The following is a 24,110-nucleotide window of genomic DNA, read 5'->3' on the forward strand; positions in this document are numbered from 1 at the left end:
GCGTACGACCGCGTATGTCATCCGATCCGATTCCGCAGCCGGGACTGGGGACGTCCGGCCACGAGGGCGAGGCCTGTACCGACGCCGTCGTCGAGGCGCTCGAGGCCGGCTACCGCCACGTCGATACGGCACAGATGTACGACAACGAGCGGGCCGTCGGCCGCGCGCTCGAGGCCAGCGACGTCGACCGCGAGGAGGTCTTCCTCGCGACGAAGGTCCACCCCGAGAACCTCGCGCGCGAGGACGTCCTCGAGACGACCGCGGAGAGCCTCGAGCGCCTGGGCGTCGAGTCGGTCGACCTGCTGTACGTCCACTGGCCGACCGGCGCCTACGACCCCGAGGACACCCTTCCGGCGTTCGACGAGGTTCGCGACCGCGGCTGGACCGACCACGTCGGCGTCAGCAACTTCACGCCCGACCTGCTCGAGGAGGCGCTCGAGATCCTCGAGGCCCCCGTCCTCGCCAACCAGGTCGAACTCCATCCGCGGCTCCAGCAGGACGATCTCGTCTCTTTCGCGCGCGAGCGGAACGTGACGACCGTCGCGTACTGCCCCATCGCGAAGGCCGAGGTCAACGAGATTGACGAACTGCGGGAGATCGCCGAGGCCCACGACGCGACCCCGGTTCAGGTCGCGCTGGCCTGGCACTACGGGCGGGAGGGCGTCGTCCCGATTCCGAAGGGAACCGGCGAGCACATCCGCGAGAACTATTCGGCCCTCGAGATCGAACTGACCGAGGACGAGCGCGAGCGCATCGCCGCCCTCGATCGGGGCGAGCGACTGGTCGACCCCGACGAGGCGGCCTGGAACCGGTAGCGACGCTGTCGATTTCGATGACTCAGTCGGTCAGTACGCGTGTGAAAGGAACAGCCGGCGATACGTCTGCAGTGCGAATGTACCACTGACATTTCTACCAGTTATAGATGGTGTTCGCTTCGTCGTGCAAGATACAGGACACAGAGTCACCACGTTACGAGGATTGTCGAGAACGAACACCAAGAGATCAAAGAAAGGCACAACGAGTGTGTTTGATCGGCCAGAACGGGTTATTTCGGTATGATTTCAGAACCAATCACACACCCGTATCTGGAAATCGGTTCAGGCGACGGTTACTACAGCTCGCTGTCGGGGACGACGACGACTTTCCCGAAGCCATCCCGCTCTTCGAGCAGTTCGTGGGCGTCGGCGATCTCGCTCATCGGGAACGTCTCTCGGATGCGCGGCTCGAACGTGCCGTCCCACACCAGTTCCAGCACCTCGTCCGCCTGTCCCGGCGTGGCCATCGTCGACCCGATGACCGACAGCTGGTTCCAGAAAATACGGTTGAGGTCGGTCTCTGGGTTCCCACCGGTCGTCGCGCCACAGGTGACGACGCGACCCCCCTTCACGAGGCTCTTCAGCGAGGACTGCCAGGTCTGTGCGCCGACGTGGTCGACGACCATGTCGACGCCGCGACCGTCGGTCAGGTCTCGGATCCCGCTCGCGAAGTCCGCTTCCTCGTAGTTGATCGTGTGGTCGGCACCGAGTTCCTCCGCGTACTCCAGTTTCTCCTCGCTGCTTGCGGTCGCGAACACCTCTGCGCCGGCGTGGTCGGCGATCTGGACCGCTGCGTGGCCGACGCCGCCGGAGGCCCCGAGGACGAGCACCGACTCACCACTCTTGAGGTCGCCCCGATCTCTGAGCATCCGCCACCCGGTCTGGAACACGAGCGGCGACGCCGCGGCCGTCTCCCAGTCGACGCCTTCGGGCACCGGTGTGAGGTTCTCGGCCGGTACTGCGGCGTACTCGCTGTGGACGCCGCGGACATGCTCACCGATGATGTGGAAATCCGGCGCGAGCGTCGGATCACCTTTCCGAGAGAACTCGTCGCCGCCACCACTTTTTCCCGCTATGACCGCGACCCGGTCGCCCTCCTCGAACCGGTGGACGTCCTCGCCGACCTCGCTGACTACGCCCGCCGCGTCGCTTCCGGGAATGTGGGGCATCTCGAGATCGATCCCCGGCAGTCCGCGTCGGGTCCAGATGTCGAGATGGTTCAACGCGGCGGCCTTCACGTCGACCAGTACCTCATCCCGACCGACCTCAGGGTCCGGGAACTCGCCGTATTCGAGTACGTCGCGGTCGCCGTGACTCTCGAACTGGATTGCTTGCATCACGTGAGGCGAACAGCTCGTCAATCATAAAACTATATATCGACAAGTGACGAAATAGCTTGCGGAAAGTCAGTTAATCCGTTGATATTTCCGACTCCGGACAACGATTGATTCCGGTGGTCGGCTGAGTTAGTGTGAAACAAATAAATAATTACACGTCCGTGCTACATCGATCCTCTGTACGTATCGTTCTCGCAGCGAGGGTCTGTGTGCTGTTCGACGGTGCCCTCACGCCCCTGGCCACGCGGGGTCGCAACGCATTAGGCGCCCTCGCTCGATACTCCGCGTATGGTCACGTTTCTCTCCGGGGGCACCGGGACGCCGAAGCTGCTCGACGGCCTCGGGGCCGCGTTCACGCCGGCGGAGACGACCGTCGTCGCTAACACGGGCGACGACATCGAGCTCGGGGGGCTGTTCGTCTCGCCGGACGTCGACACCGTGCTCTTTCAGGGCGGGGACGTCCTCGACCGCGAGACGTGGTGGGGAATCGAGGGCGACACCCACGAGACCAACGCCGAGCTGTTCGCGCTGGCCGACGCCGCGGCGCTACCGACGGGCCCGCAGTACCTCGCCGACGAGAGACAGACCGCGGGTCGAGAGATCGCGCGCTGGCGGCGCTTCTCGGGGATCGCGGAGTTCATGACGATCGGCGACCGCGACCGCGCGGTCCACATCACCCGGACGAGCCTCCTCGATCGGGGGCACTCGCTGAGCGAGGCGACCGAAACCCTCGCCGACGCGTTCGACCTCGAGATTGACCTCCTGCCGATGAGCGACGATCCCGTTGCGAGCGTCGTCCACACCCCCGACGGCCCGATGCACTTCCAGGAGTACTGGGTCGCCGAGCGCGGCGAGCCGACCGTCGAGACCGTCGAGTTCCGCGGCGCCGAGGACGCCGACCCCGCCCCCGGCGTGCTCGAGGCGCTGTCCGAGCCCGTCGTCGTCGGGCCCTCGAACCCCGTTACCAGCGTCGGGCCGATGCTGGCGGTGCCGGGAATCGCCGACGCGCTCGCGGAGACGACCGTCGTCGCCGTCTCGCCGTTCCTCGGCGACGAGGCGTTCTCGGGGCCCGCCGCGGAGCTGATGGACGCCGTCGGCTACGAGCCCGGCACCGCGGGCCTGGCCGAAGCCTACCCCTTCGCCGACGCGTTCGTGCTCGACGCGGACGACGGGACGTGCCTCGAGGCACCGACGGCCCGGACTGACATCAGAATCGACGACCCGAGCGACGCCGAGCGCGTCCTCGGCGCGGTCGCAGATGCCCTCGAGCGGGTGCGCTGAGATGTTCGAACCGCCGCTCGCACTGGCGAGCCTCAGCGGCGAGGCCGACGCCGACTGGGCCCGCGCCGGCGCCGACTACGCGGGCGCCGCTTTCCTCGGGGGAATCGCGCTCGACGCGGACTCGAGGGCCGCCGCCCGGGAGATGGTCGCCGACCGCGACCGTAACGAGTTCCTCCCCGCGGACCCGCTTGCGTTCGTCGACGCGCAACTGGCCGCCCTCGAGGACGTCCCGATCCGCCCGGGTTTCAACGTCCGCAGCGCGACCCCGGAACCGGTCGTCGACGCGGCCCGGATCTGTCGGGATCGGGGGGCCGTCCTCGAGATCAACGCCCACTGTCGCCAGGACGAGCTCTGTGCCGTCGGCTGCGGCGAGACCCTGTTGCGCGACGCCGATCGACTCGCGGCGTACGTCGCCCGCGCGGCCGGGACGGGCGCCGTCGTCGGGGTCAAGGTCCGCGCGGAGATCCCGGGGGTCGACCTACCGGCCCTCGCGACCGCACTCGAGGACGCGGGCGCCTCGTTCCTCCACGTCGACGCGATGGACACCGAGTCGACGATCGCCGACGTCGTCGCGGCGACCGACCTGTACGTGATCGCGAACAACGGCGTGCGCGGCGACGAGACGGTCCGGGAGTACGCCGCTCACGGCGCCGACGCGGTCAGCGTCGGCCGCCCCAGCGACGACCCCGCGGTGCTCGAGCGCGTCAGCGAGGCGGTCGAGCGCCGTCTCGACCCCGACCGAACGGCGTAGCCGCTCGCGGCGGGAGCCGCGCGAGCCCGGCGTCGACGAGCGACTCCGATCGGCGCTCGGACCCCGATTTTTTCGTCCAGTTAGTCGTCGGTTACTATCCCCGAACCCAACCGACGGCGCTGCAGGTTCCGAGTCCCGTGTTCGGTACGGTCGGGAATATATTGAGTGGATACTGGACGATACAATTGACTGTAACAGTTGTGTATAGAACAAATTCGCCGATAGCAACCGGATAGCAATGCCCCTCCCGACGAACGAGGGAACATGGCACACTGGCGCCGTCGATCCGTTCTGTCGACCGGTGTAGCGCTCGCGACGGGGGCAACGCTGGCCTCCGTCGGAACCGCAGGGGCGGACGCGACGACAGCGAACGTCGAGGCAGCGACCGCCGGAGACGAACGCGGGTGGTCGTCCGCCCGCGGAAACGCGGGCAACACCGCGTTCGTCCCCGCGGAGGGGTCGTTCCCGGAGCCGGAGGGGATCGCCTGGACCTACGACCGGACGGGCGACCTCGCGGCCGTCGACGGTGCGGTCTACCTCCGGACCGGAAGCGAGGTCCACGCCGTAGACGACGCGGACGGGGAGTTGCTCGCGGTCGACGCCGCCGACGGCTCGACGGCCTGGCGCCGGGAGCGGGTCGCCCTCGAACGGTCGGCCGCGAACGTCGACGTCGACGACGCCGACGTCGGGTTCGCGCCCCTGCCCGTCGCGGTCGCGGGCGGGACCGTCTACGCGGCCGTCGGCGAGGGGACCGGGTACGACGGCACCGCGGGTTTCGCCGCGCTCGAGGCGACCACCGGCGAGACGCGGTGGACCTACTGGGAGCCCTGGCGGTGGGATCCCCACGGCTACGTGATAGCCGTCGGGGATCGGGTCTACACGGGTTCGATCAGCGACGGGGAGACCCACCCCGTGCTCGACGCCGAGACGGGCGCGGAACTCGAGCGGCTCACGGTCAGGTTCCCCCCGGCGATGACCGACGAGACGCGGGTCGCGACCGACCGCCACGGGATCTCGAGCGCCGGCCACGGGGAGTCCGAGCGGTGGCGCGAGCGCGGCGGCACCGACGCCTGGCGTCGACCCGTGATCGTCGGCGAGACGGTCGTCGTCCCCTACTACCCGGGCGACGAGACCGTGAACGCGCTGTACGGGTTCGACCTCGAGGACGGAACCGAACGGTGGACGTTCACCCACGCCGACGTCGACGTCGCCGACCTGTCGGAGCGGTACGCCGCCAGCGAGGATACGATCTACGTCTCGGCGGGCGAGGCGGGGGGCGACGAGCGGCTGGTGGCGATTCGGGCGGGCGACGCCGCGGCGAACGACGGGAACGAGTCCGAGGAGGGCGCGGACGGCGACGAGTCCGGAGCGGACGAGACGTCGACCGACGACGCCGAGGACGATCCGAGGGACGATCCCGACGACGGCGCCGAGGAGCGGTCGAACGACGACGCGGGGAACGAACCGGACGCCGAGACGGATGACGCCGGCGACTCCGGGGACGAGCCGGGGGAGGGCGACTCCGAGAGCGACGAGGTCGATCCCGAACCCGACGAGACGGCGGCCGAGACCGACGACGAAAACGCGAGCGTCGACGTCGAGGACGGGGACCTCGAGGACGGAAGCCAATCCGACGGGACCGACTCGTCCGACGACGCCTCGAGCGACGGTTCGGTCGACGGGACGACGGCCGACGCCGAGGGATCGAGCGAGGGCGAATCGGACGGCGGCGACAACCCCGGAGTCGACGGGACCGTCGACGGCGCGGACGACGGCTACGCCGGCGAGGAGGCGGGGGACGACGCGAACGCGACCGACGACGGCCCCGGCGGGACCGACGGCGGAAGCGACGGATCGACGGCCGACGGCGGAAGCGACGACCCGCGGGGCGTCGACGAGAACAGCTCCGCGACCGATCAGGGCGGCGAGGACGCCGAGACCGCCGCTGCCGACACCGACGGGATGCCCGGTTTCACGGCGGGNTGGGCGGCGAGGACGCCGAGACCGCCGCTGCCGACACCGACGGGATGCCCGGTTTCACGGCGGGTGTCGGCGTCGTCGGCGGCGCGCTGGGCCTCGAGTGGCTCCGCCGGTACGCGAGCGTCGACGAGGACGCCGCGGAGTAGTCCGATCACTCAACGGTGACGCTCTTCGCGAGGTTGCGCGGCTTGTCGATCGACCGCCCGAGGCCGTTCGCGACCCAGTAGGCGAGCAACTGGAGCTGGACGTTCGCCAGGATCGGGAAGAACCGCCGGTGGGTCTCGGGCACCCGGAGGACGCGATCGACGCGGCGTTCGACCGACTCGGGGTCGTCGGTGACGGCGACGACCGGCGCCCCGCGAGCCCGGACCTCCGTGATCGTTCCGAGCATCCGCTCGGTGTTCGCCCGCCCGCTCACCAGCGCGATCACCGGCGTCTCCGGGGTCACGAGCGCCAGCGGCCCGTGTTTGAGCTCGCCCGCGGCGAACCCCTCGGCGTGCTCGTAGGTGAGCTCTTTCGTCTTCAGCGCACCCTCGAGCGCGACCGGGTGTGCCAGCCCGCGGCCGACGAAGAAGTACGCGTCCGAGCCGACGTACTCCGCGGCGATCTCCCTCGCGCGGGAGTCGTCGAGGATCGACTGGATCCGGTCGGGCAGCGCCCGAAGCGCCGCGACGAACTCCCCGGAGCGGTCGTCGGTGAGCGCGCTCGAGAGCATCGCCAGGGCGACCTGCTGGGAAGTGAACGTCTTCGTGGCGGCGACGCCGATCTCCGGCCCCGCGCGGACGTACATCGCGCGGTCGGTTTCGCGGGCCGCCGAACTGCCGACGACGTTGGTCACGGCGAGGGTCCGCGCGCCGACCGCGTTCGCGGTCCGGAGCGCGCGCAGGGTGTCGGCGGTCTCGCCGCTCTGGGTGACGCCGACGACGAGTGTCCCCTCGTCGATCGGCACCGCCGCGGCGTCGTACTCGCTCGCGAGGAAGGCCGTCGCGCGAACGCCGCGTTCGCGGAACAGCCGGGCGGCGTACAGCGACGCGTGGTACGACGTTCCGCAGGCCGCGAACTGCACCTCGGTCGGCCGGGGGACGTCCTCGAGTTCCTCGATCGAGATCGACCCCTCGAACGGTTGCGGGCGGCCGCGGAGACACTGGCGCACCGCGCGGGGCTGCTCGTGGATTTCCTTGAGCGTGTAGTGCTCGTAGCCGCTCTTGCCCGCGTCCTCGGGGTTCCAGTCGACGGTCTCGACCGAGACGTCGACGGGCGCGCCCCGTCGGTCCCGCACCTCGACCCCGGTCGGTCCGATCGTCGCGAACTGGCCGTCCTCGAGGTAGACGACCTCGTCGGTGTACTCGAGGAACGCGGGGACGTCGCTGGCCAGCAGCGCGCAGCGGTCGTCGACGCCGAGCACGAGCGGGGACCGGTATCGCGTCGCGTACACCGCCTCGCAGCCCCGAAACACCGCGGCCACGGCGTAGCTCCCCTCGAGGCGTTCGATCGCCCGGCGGAACGCGGCGTCGGCGTCGGCGCCGCCCTCGAGGGCCGCCCCGATCAGGTGCGGGATGACCTCGGTGTCGGTCTCGCTATCGAAGGCGTGGCCCGCCGCCTCGAGTTCCGCGCGCAGTTCCCGGTAGTTCTCGACGATCCCGTTGTGGACGACGGCGACGCGGTCCCGGCAGTCGGTGTGGGGGTGGGCGTTCTCGTCGGTCGGGGGGCCGTGGGTGCTCCAGCGGGTGTGGCCGATCCCCGCCAGAGCGTCGACGGGCGCGTCGGGGAGTTGCTCCTCGAGGGCTGTGACTTCGCCCTCGCGCTTGTAGACCGACACCTCGGACGCGGCGAGGGCGACCCCCGCCGAGTCGTAGCCGCGGTACTCGAGCCGCGAGAGCCCGTTCGAGAGGACCTCGAGGACGGGGCGGTCGTCCCGGGCGCTCGCGTACCCGATGATACCGCACATTACGACCGCGCCTCCGCCCGCTCGTGGGTCGTCGTCCCGCGGCCGCGCCGCTCGGGAGCGGGCGGGGGCGTCTCCTCGCCGGGGGTCGCGACGGGTTCGGACATCGCCAGGCCCCTCGAGAACGACCACCTTGGTTGCCGTCGACCCTCCCGTCACTCCAACTGAGGATATACCGCTCGAACCGTCCGCGGCGACGGACCGATCGCTTCCCGATCGTCCGAAACGGCGAGGAGCGCCGACGCGTCGGCCGCGGCGAGCTATGCGCCGTCCGATTCCGTCGAGAGCGAGACGTACGCGTCCGCGGAGTCGGGCGCGGGCTCCGGCGGGACCGCCCCGGAGTACAGCAGCCAGACGACCCGATCCGTCTCCCCCGTCGCCCCGAGGTCGCGCTCGACGATCTCGGTCTCGCCGCCCCCGACCGCGACGTCGAACCGCTCGAGTTCTCGCTCGCCGGCGACGGATCCGTCGTCCTCGAGCGTCCGTCCTATCGCGACGACCGCGAACGTTCGGTCCTCGGCGGCGCCGTTGTCGACCCCGATCGCGACCGTCGACCCGGGCTCGAGCGACGAGTCGTTCGTCAGCAGGTCGCCGTCGTCGTCGAGCAGCGAGATCGCCGCGGCGCCGTCGTCCTCGCCGACGGGCCCGTAGCCGTAGTGATCGGCGACGGCGAACCCGACCGCGCCGACCGCGACGGCAACGGCGACCGCGAGCGACAGCGTCAGCGCGAGGTCGACGATCCCGTTCGGTCGAACGGCCGCGACCCCCCGTCGCGCCCGCTCGCGGGAGGGGATCCGGAAGCGCTCGTCGGGCCGCACGGCCAGCCGTCGCCGCGCCGCGAGGACACAGCCCGCGACGGTGAACAGCGACGTCCCGACCAGCATCGGCTCGAGCCGGATCCCCCACGGCGTCGCGTTCAGCGCCAGCCCGACGGCCGGCACCGCGATCGCGCTCGCGACGACCGACAGGGAGAGCCGATCGACGCCGTCGATGTCGTCTCGGCGCGGAAACAGCGCGGCGACGACGACGTAGCCCGGCACGAGAAGCAGGAAGGCGAGCCCGAGCGGGACTCGAGCCGGCGTCTCCCGAACCGCGGGCGCGAACGCAGCGACGGTTACCAGCGCCGTCAGCGCGAGCGCGGCGGCGAGGTCGGCGGGGAGTCGCCAGCCGGGTCCGGATTCGCCGTTCGACCCCATCGGCCCGGACCTTCAGCCGTCGGCGCATAAAACCCGTTAGTCGTCGCTCCGAACGGTCTCTCGGGTGTGATCGACGGACTGGAGCCGCGTCCTCGATCCGCCGGAACGGCCCCGCCGGACCCGAACCGCGGGCCGGTAACCCGGGAGCGATCGCCCGCCCTCGAGCACCGGTAAACTCGGCGTTATCGGGCCGAACGCGAGGAAATACGACGTTTCGATCCCACAGCTTCAAACGCCCCTTCGCCGTACGTTCGCCGGGTAGCATCTCGTGTCACGTTCCCGAACGTTCGCCCGGCTCGCTCGCCTCGGCTCGAGCCGCGCCGCCGCGCCCGCTCGAGGGGGGCGGTCGCCNGTGACGGCCGATCCCGCCGACGGCCGGGCGGTCCGTCGGCGCTCGTCGGACGACTCCCGACCGAACGCGAGCGACGCCGAGCGGTTCTCGCGCGGTCGCGAGGACGCCCGTAGCTTCGACGGGCGGGTCCCGACTCCGTCGGTGGGATTCGCCGCCCTCGGCGCGCTGGCGTTCGTCGCCGGGCTCGCCCTCCCCGACGGCCGGGCGGTCCTGTTCGCGCTCGCCGGGATCGGCGGGTTCGCCGCCGCGCTGGCGTTCGAACTCGAGCCCGAACGCGCGATCGAGGCTCGGGACGCGACGCGGGCGTACGAGACGAGCGCGCGGAACCTCGCCCGGCTCGCTGAGTCGGTCGGTGCCACCGGCGACCGTCGCTACGCGCCCGTCGCCGGAGGCGGACCCGGCGGCGTTCGCCTGGTCGTCCCCCTCGCGGCCGACCGCCCGCGATCGGCGGACGCCATCGGGGACGGGGGCGAGGCCGAGGGCGAGACACTGTCGCTCGATCCGATCGGCGCCCCGTTCGTCGCCGAGCTCGAGCGCTCGCTCGAGGACGGGCTGGCGGGCGACCCCGAACGGCTGGCCGAGCAGCTGACCGAGGCGCTCACCGATCGCTTCGAGCTCGGCGATCGGGCCGACCCGTCGGTCGACGCCGAGGACGGGCGGCTCGACGTCGCGGTTTCGGCTGGCGTCTTCGGTCCCGTCGACCGGTTCGACCACCCCGTCGTCTCAATCCTGGGGGTCGGGCTTGCGGTCGGGCTCGAGCGCCCGGTCGATACGATCGTGCTGGCGGAACGGACCGGCGAACGACGGGTCACCTGCCGATGGGAGCCCGACGGGACGAGCCACGGCGACGCCGACGCGGGCGACGTCGACGGCTGATCCCGCCCGTCGCCCGGCGGTTCGTCAGCGGCGGGACCGGCGCCGGAGCCTCGACGGTGTCCGTCGGCTGACCGAGGACGACCCTCGCGGGACGACGCCGTCTCTCACTCCCGAAGCTTCGGCAGCCGATCGACGGCGACGACCAGCCGCCGCTCGAGCCCCCGTGGGACGACGCCGATCCCGTCGAGCACCTCGCCGACCTCCTCGCGGGTCAACGCGCCCGTAACGACCGCCAGCGCCGCGTAGGTCAGCCCCCCCAGCGGCGGAACGACCGCGAGCGCGAGCAGCGGGGGCGACAGGAGCGCGATCGGGACGACGACGAGGGCGGTCCCCGCGGCCGAGGCGAGGATCGGTCGCCACCGAAGCCCCGCCAGCGGGCGGTAGCCCAGCCGGCGGGCGGCCAGCGCCTGGAATCCGACCAGGCTGCCGTAGCCGATCGAGGTCGCGACCGCCGCGCCGGCCATCCCGTAGTCCGGGATCAGCGCCAGGTTCAGCGCGAGGTTGATCAGCGAGCAGGCGCCCGTCGCGACCAGCAGCGGTCGCAGGGATCGCCGGCTCTGGTTGATCGCCAGCGTCGGTCGCGCGACCGCGAACCCGACGACCCCGGGGAGCAACAGCAACAGCGGGCGGACCGACGGCTCGAACGCCGGGCCGAGGTACAGCGGGACGAACGCCCCGGCCAGCGCGGCGACGCCGACCGCGAGCAGGACGGTCAGCAGAAGGACGTACCGGGTGGCCCGCTCGGCCCGGCGCTGGATCGCCGCGAGGTCGTCCGTCGCCCAGAGACTCGAGGTGCGCTGGAGGAGCACGAGCTGGACCGCGATCGGGGTCAGCCAGAGGAACTCGGCGATCGAGAGCGCCCCGCGGTAGTAGCCGACGGTCTCGTCGGTCGTCCAGGCCTGCAGGAGGACGACGTCGACGTGGTACAGCGAGTTCAGAAACAGGAAAAAGACGGCCGTGCTCGCGAGGTAGCGGACGATCCCGCGTTTCGGCAGGTCGACGTCCGGGGGCGAGACGAGCGCCCGCAGCGGGATCGACCGCGCGATGACCGGGAGCGCGAGGACGAACGCCGCCGCGCTGGCGAAGACGTGGCCGATCAGTACCCCCTCGACGCCGAAGCCCAGGACGGCCAGCCCCAGGGCGGTGACGACGAACAGCGCCTTCTCGAGGACCTTCAGCGGCTCCGAACGCGACTCCCGCTCGAGGCCCATCAGCGTCCGCAGGTTGTGCGAGGCGAGCTGGCTGGCGACGGCGTACGCCCCGAGGAGGTAAAACAGCGACGTGAAGGGCGCGCCGAACAGGCGGGCCGCGAGGCCGGACCGCGCGGCCAGCCAGAAGGCGGCGGCGACGAGGACGCCGAGGATAAGCGCCGGGCGGAACGCGTAGCCGTAGACCGCGGCCCGCCAGACCGGGTCCGACCGCTCGGAGATGTACTTGCGGACCGCGTCGCCGGCGCCGCCGATGACGACGACGTTGACGAGCCCGTAGATCGAGAGCACGAGCGCGTACCGCCCGTACTCCGCCGGCCCGATCAGCCGGACCAGCGCCGGCGTGAACACCACGCCCGCGAGGACGACGAACAGTTTCGCGCCGACGACCGACCGCACCGCCGACGACAGCGAGTCAGCCACGCGGATCCGCCGACGGTGGCGTCGGCTGTGCGCGTCCGCCGCGCCCGAACGACCCGCGGCGAGCGCCCGCTTTGCCCCGCGGGCGCCCCCGTCCGCGGCGGCTCACGGCCACGGCGGATCGAACTGCCGGTGGAGCGTTCGGGCGAGGTTCAGCGCCGACAGCGCGGGCGCCGGCCGACCGCGCTCCCAGAGCAACAGCGGGATCGGCCGGGCGCCGAAGTACTCCTTGAACCGGAACACGCCGTTTCGGAAATCGGGCGCCGAGCCGCGGAGCTCGTAGGTGTCGTACCCCCGATCGATCGCCCAGTTGATCGCGTGCTCGTGGAGCAGCTCCGGCGCGTGGTGCTCGAAGTGCTCCTCGGTCACCGCGGAGTAGAGGTGTTGTAATCCCGACTGCTCCTCGTCGACGACGTACAGGAACATCCCTCGCCGCCGTCCGTCGACCCGGAGCGAGAAGATCGCGATCCGCTCGTCGAACCGCCCGAGTTCGGCGAGAAACGAGCGCGGGAACGCGGACAGGCCGACGCGGTCCATCACCCGCGCGTAGTCGTCGTGAAAGTCGGCGAGCACCGACGCGCTCGCGGACTCCTCGACGACCTCGACGTCGGCCTCGTGACCCCGCCGGATGCCGCGGCGGCGCTTGCCGTCCATCCCTTCGAGGATCGGCTCCCACCCCCGGGTAAGATCGAGGACGAACCGGCTCGAGCGGACGGCGACCCTGTAGCCCCGCTCCCGGAGGAGGTCGTGGTAGCGGACGAACCCCTGGTCGTAGGGGCGGATCTGGTTGAACAGGATCCGCCCGTCGCAACGCTCGGCGACGGCGTCGAGGAGGAGTTCGATCGCGCGCTCCTCGTCGGTCGCCGCGATCGGGCCGCCGAAACCGGGGTGGATCGACTTCAGCCTGCCGACGGGGCCGAGGTCGTCGACGACGTTCGGGTAGACGGCGATCGGGTTGCCCTTCTTCGAGACCAGCAGGTGTCGGGGCTCGCGGTCCATGCCGTCCTCGACCGCCCGGAGCCACTCATAGCGGTGGAAGACACAGCCCAGGTCGGCGTGCTCGACGACGTGGTTCCACTGGTTCCGGTTCGCCTCCCGGATCCCGTCCACGCGTTCGACTTCGAGGGACATCTACGGCACCACCCCCGGAGCGGCGAGCGCCCCCGGCGAGAGCCCGAGCGACAGCAACTCGAGCGTGCGGAGGACGACGACGATCGCGGCCGCGAGGAGCCCGACCGGGAGGAGCCACCGGGGGCGCCAGCGCGGCTCGACCGCCACCGGGGTCAACACCTCGTCGAGGACGACGCTTCCGAGGACCGCGAGCAGGACGTACGCCCCGAGGGAGAACGCCCCGAGGGCGGCGAGGCAGAGCGCGGCCGCGAGCAGCCAGGCCAGCTGCGCTCGGAGGTATCGGCGTCGACGCGGGGTCGTCATCACCCGGCCGTCCACGACCGGGGACGTAAATCCGACCGACGATTTCGCGCTCGAGGGTGCGGTAATACGGCGTTGTGCACCCGGGGGCGGCAGGCGAAGCGGGTGGGGCGTCTGGACCGTCGATCCCGACGCGGACCTCGCGGCCCCGACCCGACGGCGCTCTCATACCGTTTACTGTACGTCAGTTCCGGCGCAGCCGCGAACCGTCTGACGGCTGCGCCGGGACACCGGTACAGCGATCCGTATCAGGCGTGGAACGACACCGTTCCCGAGTCGTAGACCCGATCCCGCTCCTCGAGTTCCTCCCGGGGCAGATCGGCCTCCTCGACGTAGGCCGAGAACTGCAGCGGACGATCCTCGAGTTCGCCCTCGCGGACGAGAACGGCGTCGTGGGCCTCAAACATGGCCTCGCCCGCGGCGGCGTCGATCACCGAGCACCGCGCGCCGTGGAGTTCGCCCAGGTACCGACAGCTGATCCGATCCGCGCCGAAGGCGCCGCGGTAGCGGTCGTCGATCGCCTCGAAGGAGGCGCGCTCCTCGTCCTCGAGGTAGAAGGTGTAGAACGGGCGCTCGACGACGGGGTTGTCGGAGGCGGTGAAGTCGTTCGAGACCGCGGCGAACCCGAACAGCGAGAGCACCACGAGCGCGGCGAGCAACGCGGCGGGACCGCCCCGCCCGACGAGTTCGTACAGGCCGTACCCGCCCGTCAGCGCGACGAACGCGAACGCGTAGTGGCCGAACCGGTCGACGTTGACCCCGGCCAGCGCGTCGAGCAAGAGCAGCGGGCCGGGAAAGACCAGCGGCGCGAGCGCGACCGCGACGAGCCCGACGGTCAGCAGGTGCGGGCTCCGGAGTCGGCCGCCGTCGCCGGCGACGGCCGCGTCCGGGGCGTCCTCGGTCGCATCCGCCCCTCGGCCTCGGCGCTCGAGCAGGAAGAGGACCCCGAGCAGGAGGAAAAAGAGCGCGAAGCCGTAGGGGACGTAGTTCGCGACCTCGACCCAGGGGCTGGCGACCACGCCCTCGGGGACGGCCGACTCCGAGGCCCCGGACAGCGTCGCCTCGATCGTTCCCGCGAGCCGGGTGACGACGCCCTCGGCGGCGTACAGCCAGTACAGTCCCGTCGCGAGGACGGAGACGGCGAGGACGTAGGCGTCGACCAGCGGTTCGGGGCGGGCGGTCGCGCGCTCGGCCAGCGCGACGAGGGCGAGGACCGCCAGCACGAACGGAATCGTGGCGGGGTGGGCGATCACGATGGCGACGACGAGCCCGACGGTCAACAGGCGCACGCCCGCGGTCGGGCGGCTCGCGAGCGCGACCAGCAGCGCCAGCAGGAAGATCGACGTCGCGCTGCGGGGGATCGAGTACATCCCGTAGAAGAGGTACAGCGGAAAGGCGACCGCGACCAGCGCCGAGAGGAGTCCGAACGTCTCGTCCGGGTGGAGCCGGCGAGCGAGCCCGTCGATTAGCCCGAGACCCGCCGCGAACAGCCCGCCCGAGAGCACGTACGCCGTCGTGTGGGCGGCGACGCCGTCGCCCAGCAGGAGCGACCCGAACGCGGCGTAGACGTGCCAGAGCTGAAACGACTCGTAGATCGGTACCACCGTCGCCGTCCGCCCGGTCTCGAGGATCGAGCGCACGATGGCGGTGTGGGCCGAGAGGTCGGTGTGGCCGACGAAGAAGTCGTAGTTCAGCGTGACGCTGTAGACGACCAGCAGGAGGACGGCGACCAGGTGATAGAGCGCGACCGCGCGGCGCGACCGCCCGTCCCCGGTTACGATCAGCAGGAAACAGAGCCCGTAGAGGGCGGCGACGCCCGCGTAGAACCCGTAGGGGCGGACGTCGGTCGCGACCAGCACGACCACGAGCGCGCCCGCAAGAAGGTGAAACGCCGTCGACCAGAGCCGCCAGTCGACCCGAACCGTCGGCGTCGACTCTCCTAAATCCCGCCGATCGGCGCCCAACCGACGGACCGCGAGGGGCGCGGCGATCATCGGAACGGCGACGTACAGCCCGAGGATCGACAGGTTCGGGAACCCGAGAACGAGGGGGAGTCCGACCCCCAGCGCGGCCGTTCCCGCGAGCGCGATCGAGAGCGAGCGCACCGGCTCGAGCGGGAGTCGGCTCACGGTCCCCTCCGGGGCCGACCGCGGGCCGTCGCGGCCGACGCCGCCGAACGGTGGCGCATATCGAGGCGCCGCTACGCGAACCGGGACGAAAAATGGTACAGCACGTTCGACGGCGCCGACTCGGGTAATCGGTCGCTGCGTCGCGACGGACGGCGCCGTCCGCGGAGTCCGGCCCTCGGGTCGGGCCGGCGGTAACCCGGCGTTATCGCGCCGTCGTCGCGCTCGGCCGACGACAATCTCTGACTTCCCGCGGCGACGGTGGCGAACGCTATAGCACCGTCGTCCCCTGCCTCCGAGGGTGGATCGTCGAACCGTCCTGAAATCCGGCGGCGCCGTCGCCGCGGCGATCGCGCTCGCGGGATGTCCGAGGGGCGACTACGAGGATCCCGAGGAGCCGAGGGACGACGAGTCGGAACCGCCCGCGGACGACGGGTCGACCGGGTTCGACGACTCGCTCGCGGATCGGGCCGACGCCGAGGACGTCGCGTTCGTCGACGTCGAGTACGACGGGCTCGAGACGCCGAGCGACGCCTACCGCGTCTGGACGGGCGACCCCGCGTCGTTCTCGTTCGTCGACAACCACACGTTCGACGGGGGACAGGCGCTGCGCTGCGAGATTCCCCGCGGCGAGAACAACGGGAGCAACGCCGCCTACTGGTTCCCCGAGAACGGGTACGGCCAGCCCGGTGCGGTCCGTCAGCGGGCGATGGTTCGACTCGGCGACGGTTGGGAGATGCGGACGGACGACGTCTGTCGGTTCTGGACGCTCGGGCTGAACACGGAGGCCGGCGTGCAGGGCTCGGGCGGTCGCGGACGGCCCTCGGGCACCGACGGCTGGTCGAGCATGCTGGCGGTCGCGAACCGGGGGGAGCCGTCGGCCGACGGGTACGCGCTCGCGGCCTACACCTACCACCTCGATCAGCCGTCCGCGAGCGGGGAGTTCGAGCTGACCGAGACGCGGGTGCCCGCCGACGAGTGGTTCGCCCTCGAGACCGCGGTCGCGATGAACTCGATCGAGGGCGGCGAGGCGGTACCCGACGGCGAGGCCCGGTGCTGGATCGACGGCGAGCTGGCCTACGAGCGAACGGACTTCCGGTGGACGACGGTCGAGGAACAGGCCGTCGAGTACGCCGGAGCGCTCGTGCGCTACGGCGGGGGCGAGACCGCGCCGGCGGACCTGGCGATCTACTACGACGAGCACGAGCTGCTCGCGGAGGAGGTCCCGGAGATCCCGCCCTACGACCGCCACCCTCACTTCGAGGACCCGGCGAACATGGACGACTACGACGGGCGAGTGACCTACGTCAACGGCGAGGAGCCCGCGACCTACCGTCTCTTCGTCGACGGCGCGGTCGTCCACACCGACTGGAGCAACGCCGACGACCACCAGGCGACGTACAACGACACCGTCGAGATCGTCCCGGCCGACGAGTCCGAGGGCGGGTACGCGACCGCCGAGGCGACCGCGTCGCCGAAGAGCGTCGACGGCTACCTCTTCGACGGCGCGGTCGTCGCCCTCGAGGCCGACCCCGCCCCCGACGAGCTGTGGGTCGGCGGCGACGAGGTCGACCCCGACGACTACCCGGAGTCGCCTACCGACGAGTGAACGCGACCGCCTCGCGGTCGGCGTCGCTCGGCTCGGCGGTCCCGCCCGGTAGCTTCTCGAGGACGGCAGCCGGCGGCGTCAGCCACGCCCCCAGGTCCGATCGGTCGACGTTCCAGGGGACGCCCGGCCTCGCGACCGCGCCCAGACACTCGAGCAGTCGCTCCTCCTCGCGGTGTCGCGCGTAGTGGTACAGCTCCCGCAGCGGGAACGTCATCTCCCCCGTCGGCTCGGGCGATCGGTCGGGGAGGCGGTCCTCGAGCCCGAGCGTCCGCGCGACCAGCCGCGAGGCGAACCGGTAGCCGTGGGCGCTGGCCAGCGCGTAGGAAGCCCAGAACTTCGGGTTGATCTCCATCAGGACGAGCTCGCCGTCCTCGCGGCGCTTGCACTCGACGAGGGCGACCCCGCGCCACTCGAGTTCCCCGAGCAGCGCGGTCGCCGCCGACTCGAGGGGGGGATCCCGACGCAGCCGGAGGTGCGTGCCGCTACCGCCCCGGCGGGGGACCGACCGCAGCTCCTCGTGGGCCATCCGGAGTTCGACCGCGCCGTCCAGGCGGAACAGCCCGCAGCCGTACGTCGACGCCGAGCCGTCGATCGACTCCTGAACGAGCACCTCCCCCGTCGGCGAGGCGGCCGCGAGGCGGTCGTAGACCGTCCAGAACCGTTCCGGGTCCGCGACCCGCGCGGTCGTCTCGCCCCCGCCGCCGGCCTCCCGGCGGGCCTTGCAGAAGACCGGGAACGCGAGCGCCTCGAGCGCGCCCGGCTCCCGACCCTCCGAATCGAGGGTTGCGACGAGTTCCGAGTGGTCGCGGGGAACGTCGATCCCGAGCGCCGTCGCCAGCTCCGCCGTCTCCCGCTTGTCGGCCGCGGTCTCGAAGGCGTCCGGATCGGGGAGACAGGTCGAGACGAACGCCGGGAGGTCCCCGCGGGCCGACTCGAGCGCGGCGGCGGACCCGTAGCCGACGGGGAGCACGAGGTCGGGGCGGTGGACCTCGAGGACGGCGCGGACGCCCTCGAGGTAGCGGGGATCGTCCGGCGACGGGATCGCGGCGGGGACGTCGCAGTACCGCGAGCGAGCGAGTCGGCTGTGGGGGGAGGTCCCCGCGCCGACGATCGTCGCGTCGAGATCCGCCGAGAGCTCCCGGGCGATCGCCAGCGAGGTGGGGTAGTCGCCGTCGAGCACCAGCACCCGCGGCTCCGAGCGCATACCGCGAGGGCGACGGCCCCGCGGAAAGGGATCGCGATCGTCTCGCCGCCCGCCCGAGCGAAACGGCACGTTGCCCGCCGCGCTCGGACTCGCCCTCGAGCCCTCGGCGCTCGTAACGACGGATTGGGTCGGTGAACCGCGCGGTGAGCCCTCGTAATCAGAGGTTTCCGCTCGAGCTATTTGGGCCGACACACCGGTCAAACGTTACACAGGATCCGGCCAGGCAGAATCAGTTTCGGATTTTCTTACATTCTATCGAAAGAGAAAATTTATAGACGTAGTCGCCCGTTTCCCGAGCGCATGGAACGACAGCACCCGGCTCGAGGACGATCCGAGGAGACGCGCACCGAGAGCGCTCGCGGGGGGAGCGACCGCGCGCTCGGCCGGCGATCGTACCTGGGGCTGGCCGGGGGAGCGCTGGCCACCCTGGGCGTCGGCGCGGGAACGAGCTCGACCGCAGCGGCCGAGACCGATTCGTCGGTGATCGGGGTCGACTACGACGAGTACGCCGAGCCGAACGCGGTCTACGACGTCAACGACGTTCGGGGGTCGTACGTCCCGGAGTTCGTCGCCGATCGGACGACGCGCCACGACCGGTCGCTGCGGACGGAGTTCACGGGCGACTCGAAGATCGCGAACTGCGAGTACCGCTTCCCCGAGCACGTCGGCGAGCAACAGGACGAGATCTACACCCGGTTTACCGTCTACCCCGAAGGGTTCGAACTGGGCGCCGACGACACGGTTCGGATGTTCTGGGCGCCGCTGACCAACGGCGGGGGCTCCTCCGGCGGCGGCACGGCCACCGGCGAGAACGGCTGGTCGAACGCCATCGGGTTCGCCAACCGGAACGACTCGCCCGCGCCGGAGGGGTACAAGTTCTTCTCGTACGCCTACCACATGGACGGCTCGAGCGACTTCCAGATGACCGACGCCGTCGTGGAGATGGACGCCTGGAACGAGATCGAGTGCCACGTCGTCACCAACTCCTACGACGGCGGCACGGCCGCGGCCGACGGCGAGATGCGCTACTGGGTCAACGGCGAGCTCGCCTTCGAGGACGCGTCGATGCGGTTTACCACCAGCGACGACAACCGCATCGAGGCCGTCGGTCCGCTCGGCTACATGATCGGCAGCGGCGGCGGCGCGCTCTACTACGGCGACCACCAGATCGGCCTCGGGATGGGCCGCGAGCGAGCCCGGCGCGCGCTCGAGTAGGACTCAGACGACCAGCGAGCCCGCCAGCCCGATCAGCGCGACGCCGAGCGCGAGCTTGAGCCGACCCGGCTCGGCCCGGTGGGCGAGCCACCAGCCGAGTCCGACGCCGGCCAGGTAGGCGAGCGTGATCGGGACGAACAGCGAGGTCACGATCGCGTCCAGCAGCAGGTAGTTGACGGCCGTAAACAGCGCCGTGGCCACGACGACGACCTGCGTGACCGCGATCGTCGCGAGCATCGGCACGCCGACCAGCACCAGCGCCGGGGCCGACAGCGCCGCGCCGCCGATCCCCAGCAGGCCGCCCGCGACGCCGATCACGAGCCCGACCGCGACGAACCCCGCGGTGTCCCACCCGCCGCGGCCGAGCTCGAGGCGGGGCTCGAGGTCGCGGTGCTCGCGGTAGACGATCGTGACGCCGACGACGGCCAGCAGCGCCGCCAGCACGAGCCCGTACAGCGCCCGCGAGAGGTAGGCGTTGGCCTGGACGCCGACCCAGGTGCCCGCCGCGGCGGCGGCGCCGACCACGCCCGCGATCCACCAGTCGATCTCGCCCGAGCGCGCGTAGACGAGGCTGCCAAGCACCGCGCCGACCGTGAAGACGGCACTCGAGGTACCCGCGACCTCCGCGCCCGACAGCGAGGTCAGCAGGTAGAGCCCGGTGACGATGAGGATGCCCCCGGGGCCGATCGTGGCGACGACGATCCCGCCGAGGAAGGCCAGGACGACCAGCGCGATCAGCACTTCGGTAGCGACGACCACGTGTCTCGAGCGGGCGTACTCTGCAGGGACGGGTAGGGGTTGGCCTTGCCTGTCAACGGTCGATCGACTCGCTCGGGCGAGTCGACGGACAACGAGATCACACTGCGGTGGCGGGTTCCGAAACGATTCGCGCCATCGACCTGTCAGTGATTGTCGTGAGCACCGGAGGTGTTCGGATCGATCCTAGCGAACTCGTCGGGCGTTTTCTCGAACGTTCTCTTGCAGGTCTCTGAACAGAAGTGGTACGTATCGTCATCGTAAGTGACGCTTGGGTCACCCTCGTCGGTCCGCATCCCACAGACCGGATCCCGGTACTCGCCGGGAGCTCCCAGCCCGCTTCGGTACACGTAGAGGAGGAATCCCGAGAGCGAGAACGCGATCAGGTTGAGGTAGAACGTGTAGTTCAGTTCGAAATAGGTCTGCTCGCTCGCAGTCATGCCACCGGCGAGATCGGGAACGATCCCCAATACGTCGAACAGCTGTTCCATGAGAAAGCCCGTGAACGCCATCGTCACGAAGAACACGCCGAGAATGTACAGCATCACCTTCCAGCCGTAGTACTTCCGGTACACGTTGAGCACCGGGATCGTGATGAGGTCGGCGTAGACGAAGGCGATGACACCAGCGAAACTCACACCGCCACCCCAGAGCGCGACGGCGAACGGGACATTCCCCATGCTACCGACGAAACTGATGATGGCGATGGCAACGCCCATGACCGCGTTCTCGGCGCTGACCAGCAAACCGTCTCCCTGGAGAAAGAGCGCGTTCCACATCCACTGTGGGACGAACACGATGATGAACCCTGAGATCAGGAAGCCCGCAATCACATCCTTGTAGAGCATCGACCACTCCTTGCGGTACTGGTTGCCGACCTTGTACCAGCCGCCCCACGACAGCAGTTCGTCCCGCCAGCCACCGCTACTGGCCGCCTCCTGAAGATAGGTCTCCATACACCCCTTCGAACAGAACTTCACCGTTTCTCCGCCGCCTGTGACGAGCGAATACTCGTCTTTCCCTTCCATCCCGCACGTCGGATCCTCGGTCACGCCGTGGTCGTGATCTCGCTGATTCAATTCGCCGCGAACCTGCTCGAAGAGGGGCTCCGGAAGCGTCAGATGGACGATGACCGCCATTACGGCGATAAGGACGAGGCCACCCAGTAACTCGGCGACGAGGAACTCCCAGCCGAGCAGGATCAGGATCATCAAACCGAGCTCGACGATGAGGTTCGTCGAGGCAAACATGAACGCCAGAAAGTTCACGACGTGGGCACCTTTCTTGAACAGCCCTTTCCCGATGGCGACGGCCCCGAAGCTACAGCCGCTGCTGGCAGCGCCGAACAGCGTGGCCTTCGTGATACCGGCTACGTCGCCGTCACCGAGCACGGCGGCCATTCGCTCTTTTGAGACGTAGAGCTGGACGAAACTGGTGATCACCAGCCCCGTGATGATCGCCCACGCCGCCGTCCAGAGGAAGCCGATCCCAATCCGGAGGGCCTCGAACACCTCTGTTCCCGGTGTCGCCAACACGATCGGTACTACGGTTCGGTTTCGAGTCGATCCCGCCGTCGTTCGTATTCCTCGTCGCTCAGGTCGCCGCGTGCATAGGCAGCCCGAAGCTCCTCGAGTGCAGGGTCAGACGCTTCATCCTGCGCGGTCACCGCTCGATAGCCGAGGTAGACGGCCCCGACGATGACGGCGAGGAAGAGGAGCTGCATCCCAACGCCGACGATGAGCATCCATCCGGGCGCTCCAGCCACACCCCACATGCCGGTGCCCCACGTCCCGTCCATCATCGGTCCAGCCCCCATCATGCCGAACCCCATGGCGAACATAGGAAAGGCCACGAGGGCAGCAGCGATTGCAAGGATGACCCAGACGAGTTGCCGATCGGTTGTATCGGTAGTCATGATTTTCCTACGAGTTGCGTCGAAACGCGATCCCAGGTATAGCTACGGGAGCATCGTTCAATGCCGTTGCCCTTATGATGACAAAGCTAATGCCTCCTCAACCATTGAAATGCAATCTACTTTGGCATTGCATGAGTAATTCCGAACATCGATCTACCGTCACGACGACGCCTCCCGCCGTCGCTCGAGCAGGTCGTAGCACTCCCCGCAGGGGCCGATCCAGGCGCCCATCGCCTTCGCCTCGCGGATCAGCCGTTCGTAGAGCGTGCGGTAGCCCGGGAACTCGTCCTCGTTGAAGTACCGGGGGTGCCAGAGCACGGTCATCACGGCGTCGTGCTCGTGGGCCTCCTCGAGCAGCCGTCGGCACTCCCGCCAGGCCCACTCGAGCGAGGGCGCCGACGGGACCAGCGCGCGCTCCATCAGCGTCAGCGGGAAGACGACGAAGGCGTCGTCGAACGGCCGGAGCACGTCGTAGCGCCCGTCGAACCCGTAGTTCGTGCTCGAGCCGTAGCTGGCGTCGTAGCGCAGTCCGATCGCGCGGTGGTGCTCCCAGGTGCGTCGCCCGACGAGGTTCAGGTAGTGCTGGCGACCGCCGACGATCGGTTCGCCGAGGACGTCCTCGAGGACGCGCTTCTCGTAGCAGAGCCGTTCCCGGTCGTCGGCGGAGTCGTAGGAGCCGTGGAGGCCGACCTCCCAGCCGCCCCGCTCGAGGGCGCGGACGGCGTCGACCAGCTCCGGGTCCGTGGGGTCGTACCGTCCCGCGTAGAGCGTCCAGCTCTCGGGGCGGAGCCACTCGCGGGGAGAGCGCTCCAGCAGCGACCGCTCGTTGAGGACGTACCACGACGAGCGAACGCCGAGGTCGTCCTCGAGGGCCATCACCGCCTCGAACTGCCAGTAGGGTCGCTCGTCGGCGACCAGCGACCGGAGGTGGGAAGGGTCGCGCTCGCGGACGGCGTAGTACGGCGCCTGGTAAGTCTTGAAGACGCGGTCGACGTCGTGGGTGAGACAGAGGGCGAACTCGCGGTCCTCGAAGGCGTCGGTCACCGACGGACGACCTCCGGGACGGACGGCTTCTGGGTCGCCGTCCCCGCGGCGCCGGCGGCGTCCTCGACGACCGCGACGACGAGGTCGGTCGCGTCGATGCGCTCGGCGAGGAGCCGACGGCGTCGGCTCGCCAGGGTCGACTCGCGAATCTCGAGGAGCTCGCGGGCGTGCGAAAGGATCTCGTCCGGGCGGCTCCCCTCGGAGAGCCACCGGAGCAGGCGGTAGCGACGCTCGAGTTCCTCGAGGACGCCGGCTCGCAGCCCGGAGACGTACAGCGCGGGGGTCCCGAGCAGCGCGCTCTCGGCGGCCATCGTCGCGCTCTCGCCGAGGAACAGGTCCGCGCGGGCGAGCAGGTCGTGAATCCGGTGGGCCGGAAGCTCGAAGCGCCGCGTCGCGAGCGCCGGCGGGAGCCGACCCTCGGCGGAGATCCGAACCGTCGCGCCGAAGCGCTCGAGGCCGGCGATCACCCGCTCGAGGTCGCCCACGCCGCCGCGGCCGACGTCGTGGGCCGCCGTCCAGGAGACGAGCCGGAGCACGACCAGCGGACCGTCGTCGGAGCCGACCGCCGCCGGCACCGCGGGGTCGGGTTCGAACCGGTCGGGGTGGAGGTACGCCAGCTCGTGGTAGCCGGGGTACCGGCGGTGGTGGG

Annotated in this window: 19 protein-coding genes and 1 pseudogene; 7 read left to right on the top strand and 13 right to left on the bottom strand. The window is 70.2% G+C overall.

The genetic code is table 11. The annotated features are described in order from the left end of the window. Window positions 1–14 precede the first annotated feature (14 nt). Window positions 15–815, top strand: a complete 801-nt coding sequence (locus C492_RS01525; protein WP_008419857.1) for an aldo/keto reductase — start codon at window positions 15–17, stop codon at window positions 813–815. A gap of 296 nt (window positions 816–1,111) precedes the next feature. Here C492_RS01525 and C492_RS01530 read toward each other — a convergent pair whose 3' ends face one another. Beyond that, window positions 1,112–2,152 (bottom strand): zinc-binding dehydrogenase, encoded by a 1,041-nt coding sequence (locus C492_RS01530; RefSeq protein ID WP_008419858.1) that lies wholly within the window; start codon window positions 2,150–2,152, stop codon window positions 1,112–1,114. A 288-nt stretch (window positions 2,153–2,440) separates the two neighbouring features. Here C492_RS01530 and cofD point away from each other — a divergent pair, with 288 nt between their 5' ends. The 3 genes from cofD (at window position 2,441) to C492_RS01545 (ending at window position 6,329) form a co-directional block, all read left to right on the top strand. Then, window positions 2,441–3,433, top strand: coding sequence for a 2-phospho-L-lactate transferase (gene cofD, locus C492_RS01535; protein ID WP_008419859.1), 993 nt, complete (start codon window positions 2,441–2,443; stop codon window positions 3,431–3,433). A 1-nt stretch (window position 3,434) separates the two neighbouring features. Further along, entirely contained in the window at window positions 3,435–4,184 is a 750-nt protein-coding gene (locus tag C492_RS01540; RefSeq protein WP_008419861.1) for a tRNA-dihydrouridine synthase, read from the top strand. A 264-nt stretch (window positions 4,185–4,448) separates the two neighbouring features. After that, on the top strand, window positions 4,449–6,329 hold the full coding sequence (locus tag C492_RS01545) for an outer membrane protein assembly factor BamB family protein (protein WP_008419863.1): 1,881 nt from the start codon (window positions 4,449–4,451) through the stop codon (window positions 6,327–6,329). Here the strand turns inward: C492_RS01545 and glmS are convergent. Together glmS and C492_RS01555 are read right to left on the bottom strand one after the other, a co-directional pair. After that, window positions 6,316–8,112, bottom strand: a complete 1,797-nt coding sequence (glmS, locus tag C492_RS01550) for a glutamine--fructose-6-phosphate transaminase (isomerizing) (RefSeq protein ID WP_008419865.1) — start codon at window positions 8,110–8,112, stop codon at window positions 6,316–6,318. The genes C492_RS01545 and glmS overlap by 14 nt on opposite strands. A gap of 257 nt (window positions 8,113–8,369) precedes the next feature. Continuing rightward, complete coding sequence (locus tag C492_RS01555; protein ID WP_008419867.1) at window positions 8,370–9,305, bottom strand: DUF1616 domain-containing protein; 936 nt, start codon at window positions 9,303–9,305, stop codon at window positions 8,370–8,372. Window positions 9,306–9,657: 352 nt separating this feature from the next. Here C492_RS01555 and C492_RS01560 point away from each other — a divergent pair, with 352 nt between their 5' ends. Further along, a complete protein-coding gene (locus C492_RS01560) occupies window positions 9,658–10,533 on the top strand; it encodes a hypothetical protein (RefSeq protein ID WP_008419869.1) in 876 nt (291 codons plus the stop codon). 104 nt (window positions 10,534–10,637) lie between these two features. Here C492_RS01560 and C492_RS01565 read toward each other — a convergent pair whose 3' ends face one another. The 4 genes from C492_RS01565 to C492_RS01580 all read right to left on the bottom strand — a co-directional run bounded on the left by C492_RS01565 (window position 10,638) and on the right by C492_RS01580 (window position 15,721). Next, entirely contained in the window at window positions 10,638–12,164 is a 1,527-nt protein-coding gene (locus tag C492_RS01565; RefSeq protein ID WP_008419870.1) for a lipopolysaccharide biosynthesis protein, read from the bottom strand. A 102-nt stretch (window positions 12,165–12,266) separates the two neighbouring features. Further along, window positions 12,267–13,292 (bottom strand): GNAT family N-acetyltransferase, encoded by a 1,026-nt coding sequence (locus tag C492_RS01570; RefSeq protein ID WP_008419872.1) that lies wholly within the window; start codon window positions 13,290–13,292, stop codon window positions 12,267–12,269. Beyond that, window positions 13,293–13,595 (bottom strand): hypothetical protein, encoded by a 303-nt coding sequence (locus C492_RS01575; RefSeq protein ID WP_049892610.1) that lies wholly within the window; start codon window positions 13,593–13,595, stop codon window positions 13,293–13,295. 245 nt (window positions 13,596–13,840) lie between these two features. Beyond that, on the bottom strand, window positions 13,841–15,721 hold the full coding sequence (locus C492_RS01580; RefSeq protein WP_008419876.1) for a hypothetical protein: 1,881 nt from the start codon (window positions 15,719–15,721) through the stop codon (window positions 13,841–13,843). A 298-nt stretch (window positions 15,722–16,019) separates the two neighbouring features. Between C492_RS01580 and C492_RS01585 the strand changes: the two genes are divergently transcribed. Further along, window positions 16,020–17,327: a twin-arginine translocation signal domain-containing protein gene (locus C492_RS01585; protein ID WP_008419878.1), complete on the top strand. Its 1,308-nt coding sequence runs from the start codon at window positions 16,020–16,022 to the stop codon at window positions 17,325–17,327. On the opposite strand, the gene C492_RS01590 is transcribed toward C492_RS01585, so the two are convergent. Next, on the bottom strand, window positions 17,314–18,531 hold the full coding sequence (locus C492_RS01590) for a carboxylate--amine ligase (protein WP_008419880.1): 1,218 nt from the start codon (window positions 18,529–18,531) through the stop codon (window positions 17,314–17,316). The genes C492_RS01585 and C492_RS01590 overlap by 14 nt on opposite strands. Before the next feature lie 300 nt (window positions 18,532–18,831). Between C492_RS01590 and C492_RS01595 the strand changes: the two genes are divergently transcribed. After that, on the top strand, window positions 18,832–19,746 hold the full coding sequence (locus C492_RS01595; RefSeq protein WP_008419882.1) for a hypothetical protein: 915 nt from the start codon (window positions 18,832–18,834) through the stop codon (window positions 19,744–19,746). A gap of 3 nt (window positions 19,747–19,749) precedes the next feature. Here C492_RS01595 and C492_RS01600 read toward each other — a convergent pair whose 3' ends face one another. The 5 genes and pseudogenes from C492_RS01600 to C492_RS01620 form a co-directional block, all read right to left on the bottom strand. Continuing rightward, entirely contained in the window at window positions 19,750–20,505 is a 756-nt protein-coding gene (locus C492_RS01600; protein WP_008419883.1) for a sulfite exporter TauE/SafE family protein, read from the bottom strand. Between the two features lie 143 nt (window positions 20,506–20,648). Beyond that, the gene (locus C492_RS01605; protein WP_049892605.1) at window positions 20,649–22,040 is read right to left on the bottom strand and encodes a permease; all 1,392 of its coding nucleotides are present in this window, start codon (window positions 22,038–22,040) and stop codon (window positions 20,649–20,651) included. A 5-nt stretch (window positions 22,041–22,045) separates the two neighbouring features. After that, on the bottom strand, window positions 22,046–22,417 hold the full coding sequence (locus C492_RS01610; RefSeq protein WP_008419888.1) for an SHOCT domain-containing protein: 372 nt from the start codon (window positions 22,415–22,417) through the stop codon (window positions 22,046–22,048). 159 nt (window positions 22,418–22,576) lie between these two features. After that, on the bottom strand, window positions 22,577–23,461 hold the full coding sequence (locus C492_RS01615; protein WP_008419890.1) for a polysaccharide deacetylase family protein: 885 nt from the start codon (window positions 23,459–23,461) through the stop codon (window positions 22,577–22,579). Continuing rightward, window positions 23,458–24,110 (bottom strand): annotated as a pseudogene (locus C492_RS01620) (DUF354 domain-containing protein); the annotation flags it as partial. The pseudogene C492_RS01620 and the gene C492_RS01615, both read right to left, overlap by 4 nt.

This window comes from Natronococcus jeotgali DSM 18795 (genome assembly GCF_000337695.1).
In the GTDB taxonomy this organism is placed as follows: Archaea; Halobacteriota; Halobacteria; order Halobacteriales; family Natrialbaceae; genus Natronococcus; species Natronococcus jeotgali.

Excerpts from the sequence above, each read along its gene's own strand:
- C492_RS01595 (WP_008419882.1), top strand. The coding sequence starts at position 18,832 with ATGGAACGACAGCACCCGGCTCGAGGACGATCCGAGGAGACGCGCACC.
- C492_RS01525 (WP_008419857.1), top strand. The coding sequence starts at position 15 with ATGTCATCCGATCCGATTCCGCAGCCGGGACTGGGGACGTCCGGCCAC.
- cofD (WP_008419859.1), top strand. The coding sequence starts at position 2,441 with ATGGTCACGTTTCTCTCCGGGGGCACCGGGACGCCGAAGCTGCTCGAC.
- C492_RS01530 (WP_008419858.1), bottom strand. The coding sequence starts at position 2,152 with ATGCAAGCAATCCAGTTCGAGAGTCACGGCGACCGCGACGTACTCGAA.
- C492_RS01575 (WP_049892610.1), bottom strand. The coding sequence starts at position 13,595 with ATGACGACCCCGCGTCGACGCCGATACCTCCGAGCGCAGCTGGCCTGG.
- glmS (WP_008419865.1), bottom strand. The coding sequence starts at position 8,112 with ATGTGCGGTATCATCGGGTACGCGAGCGCCCGGGACGACCGCCCCGTC.
- C492_RS01590 (WP_008419880.1), bottom strand. The coding sequence starts at position 18,531 with ATGCGCTCGGAGCCGCGGGTGCTGGTGCTCGACGGCGACTACCCCACC.
- C492_RS01570 (WP_008419872.1), bottom strand. The coding sequence starts at position 13,292 with ATGTCCCTCGAAGTCGAACGCGTGGACGGGATCCGGGAGGCGAACCGG.
- C492_RS01610 (WP_008419888.1), bottom strand. The coding sequence starts at position 22,417 with ATGACTACCGATACAACCGATCGGCAACTCGTCTGGGTCATCCTTGCA.
- C492_RS01540 (WP_008419861.1), top strand. The coding sequence starts at position 3,435 with ATGTTCGAACCGCCGCTCGCACTGGCGAGCCTCAGCGGCGAGGCCGAC.
- C492_RS01555 (WP_008419867.1), bottom strand. The coding sequence starts at position 9,305 with ATGGGGTCGAACGGCGAATCCGGACCCGGCTGGCGACTCCCCGCCGAC.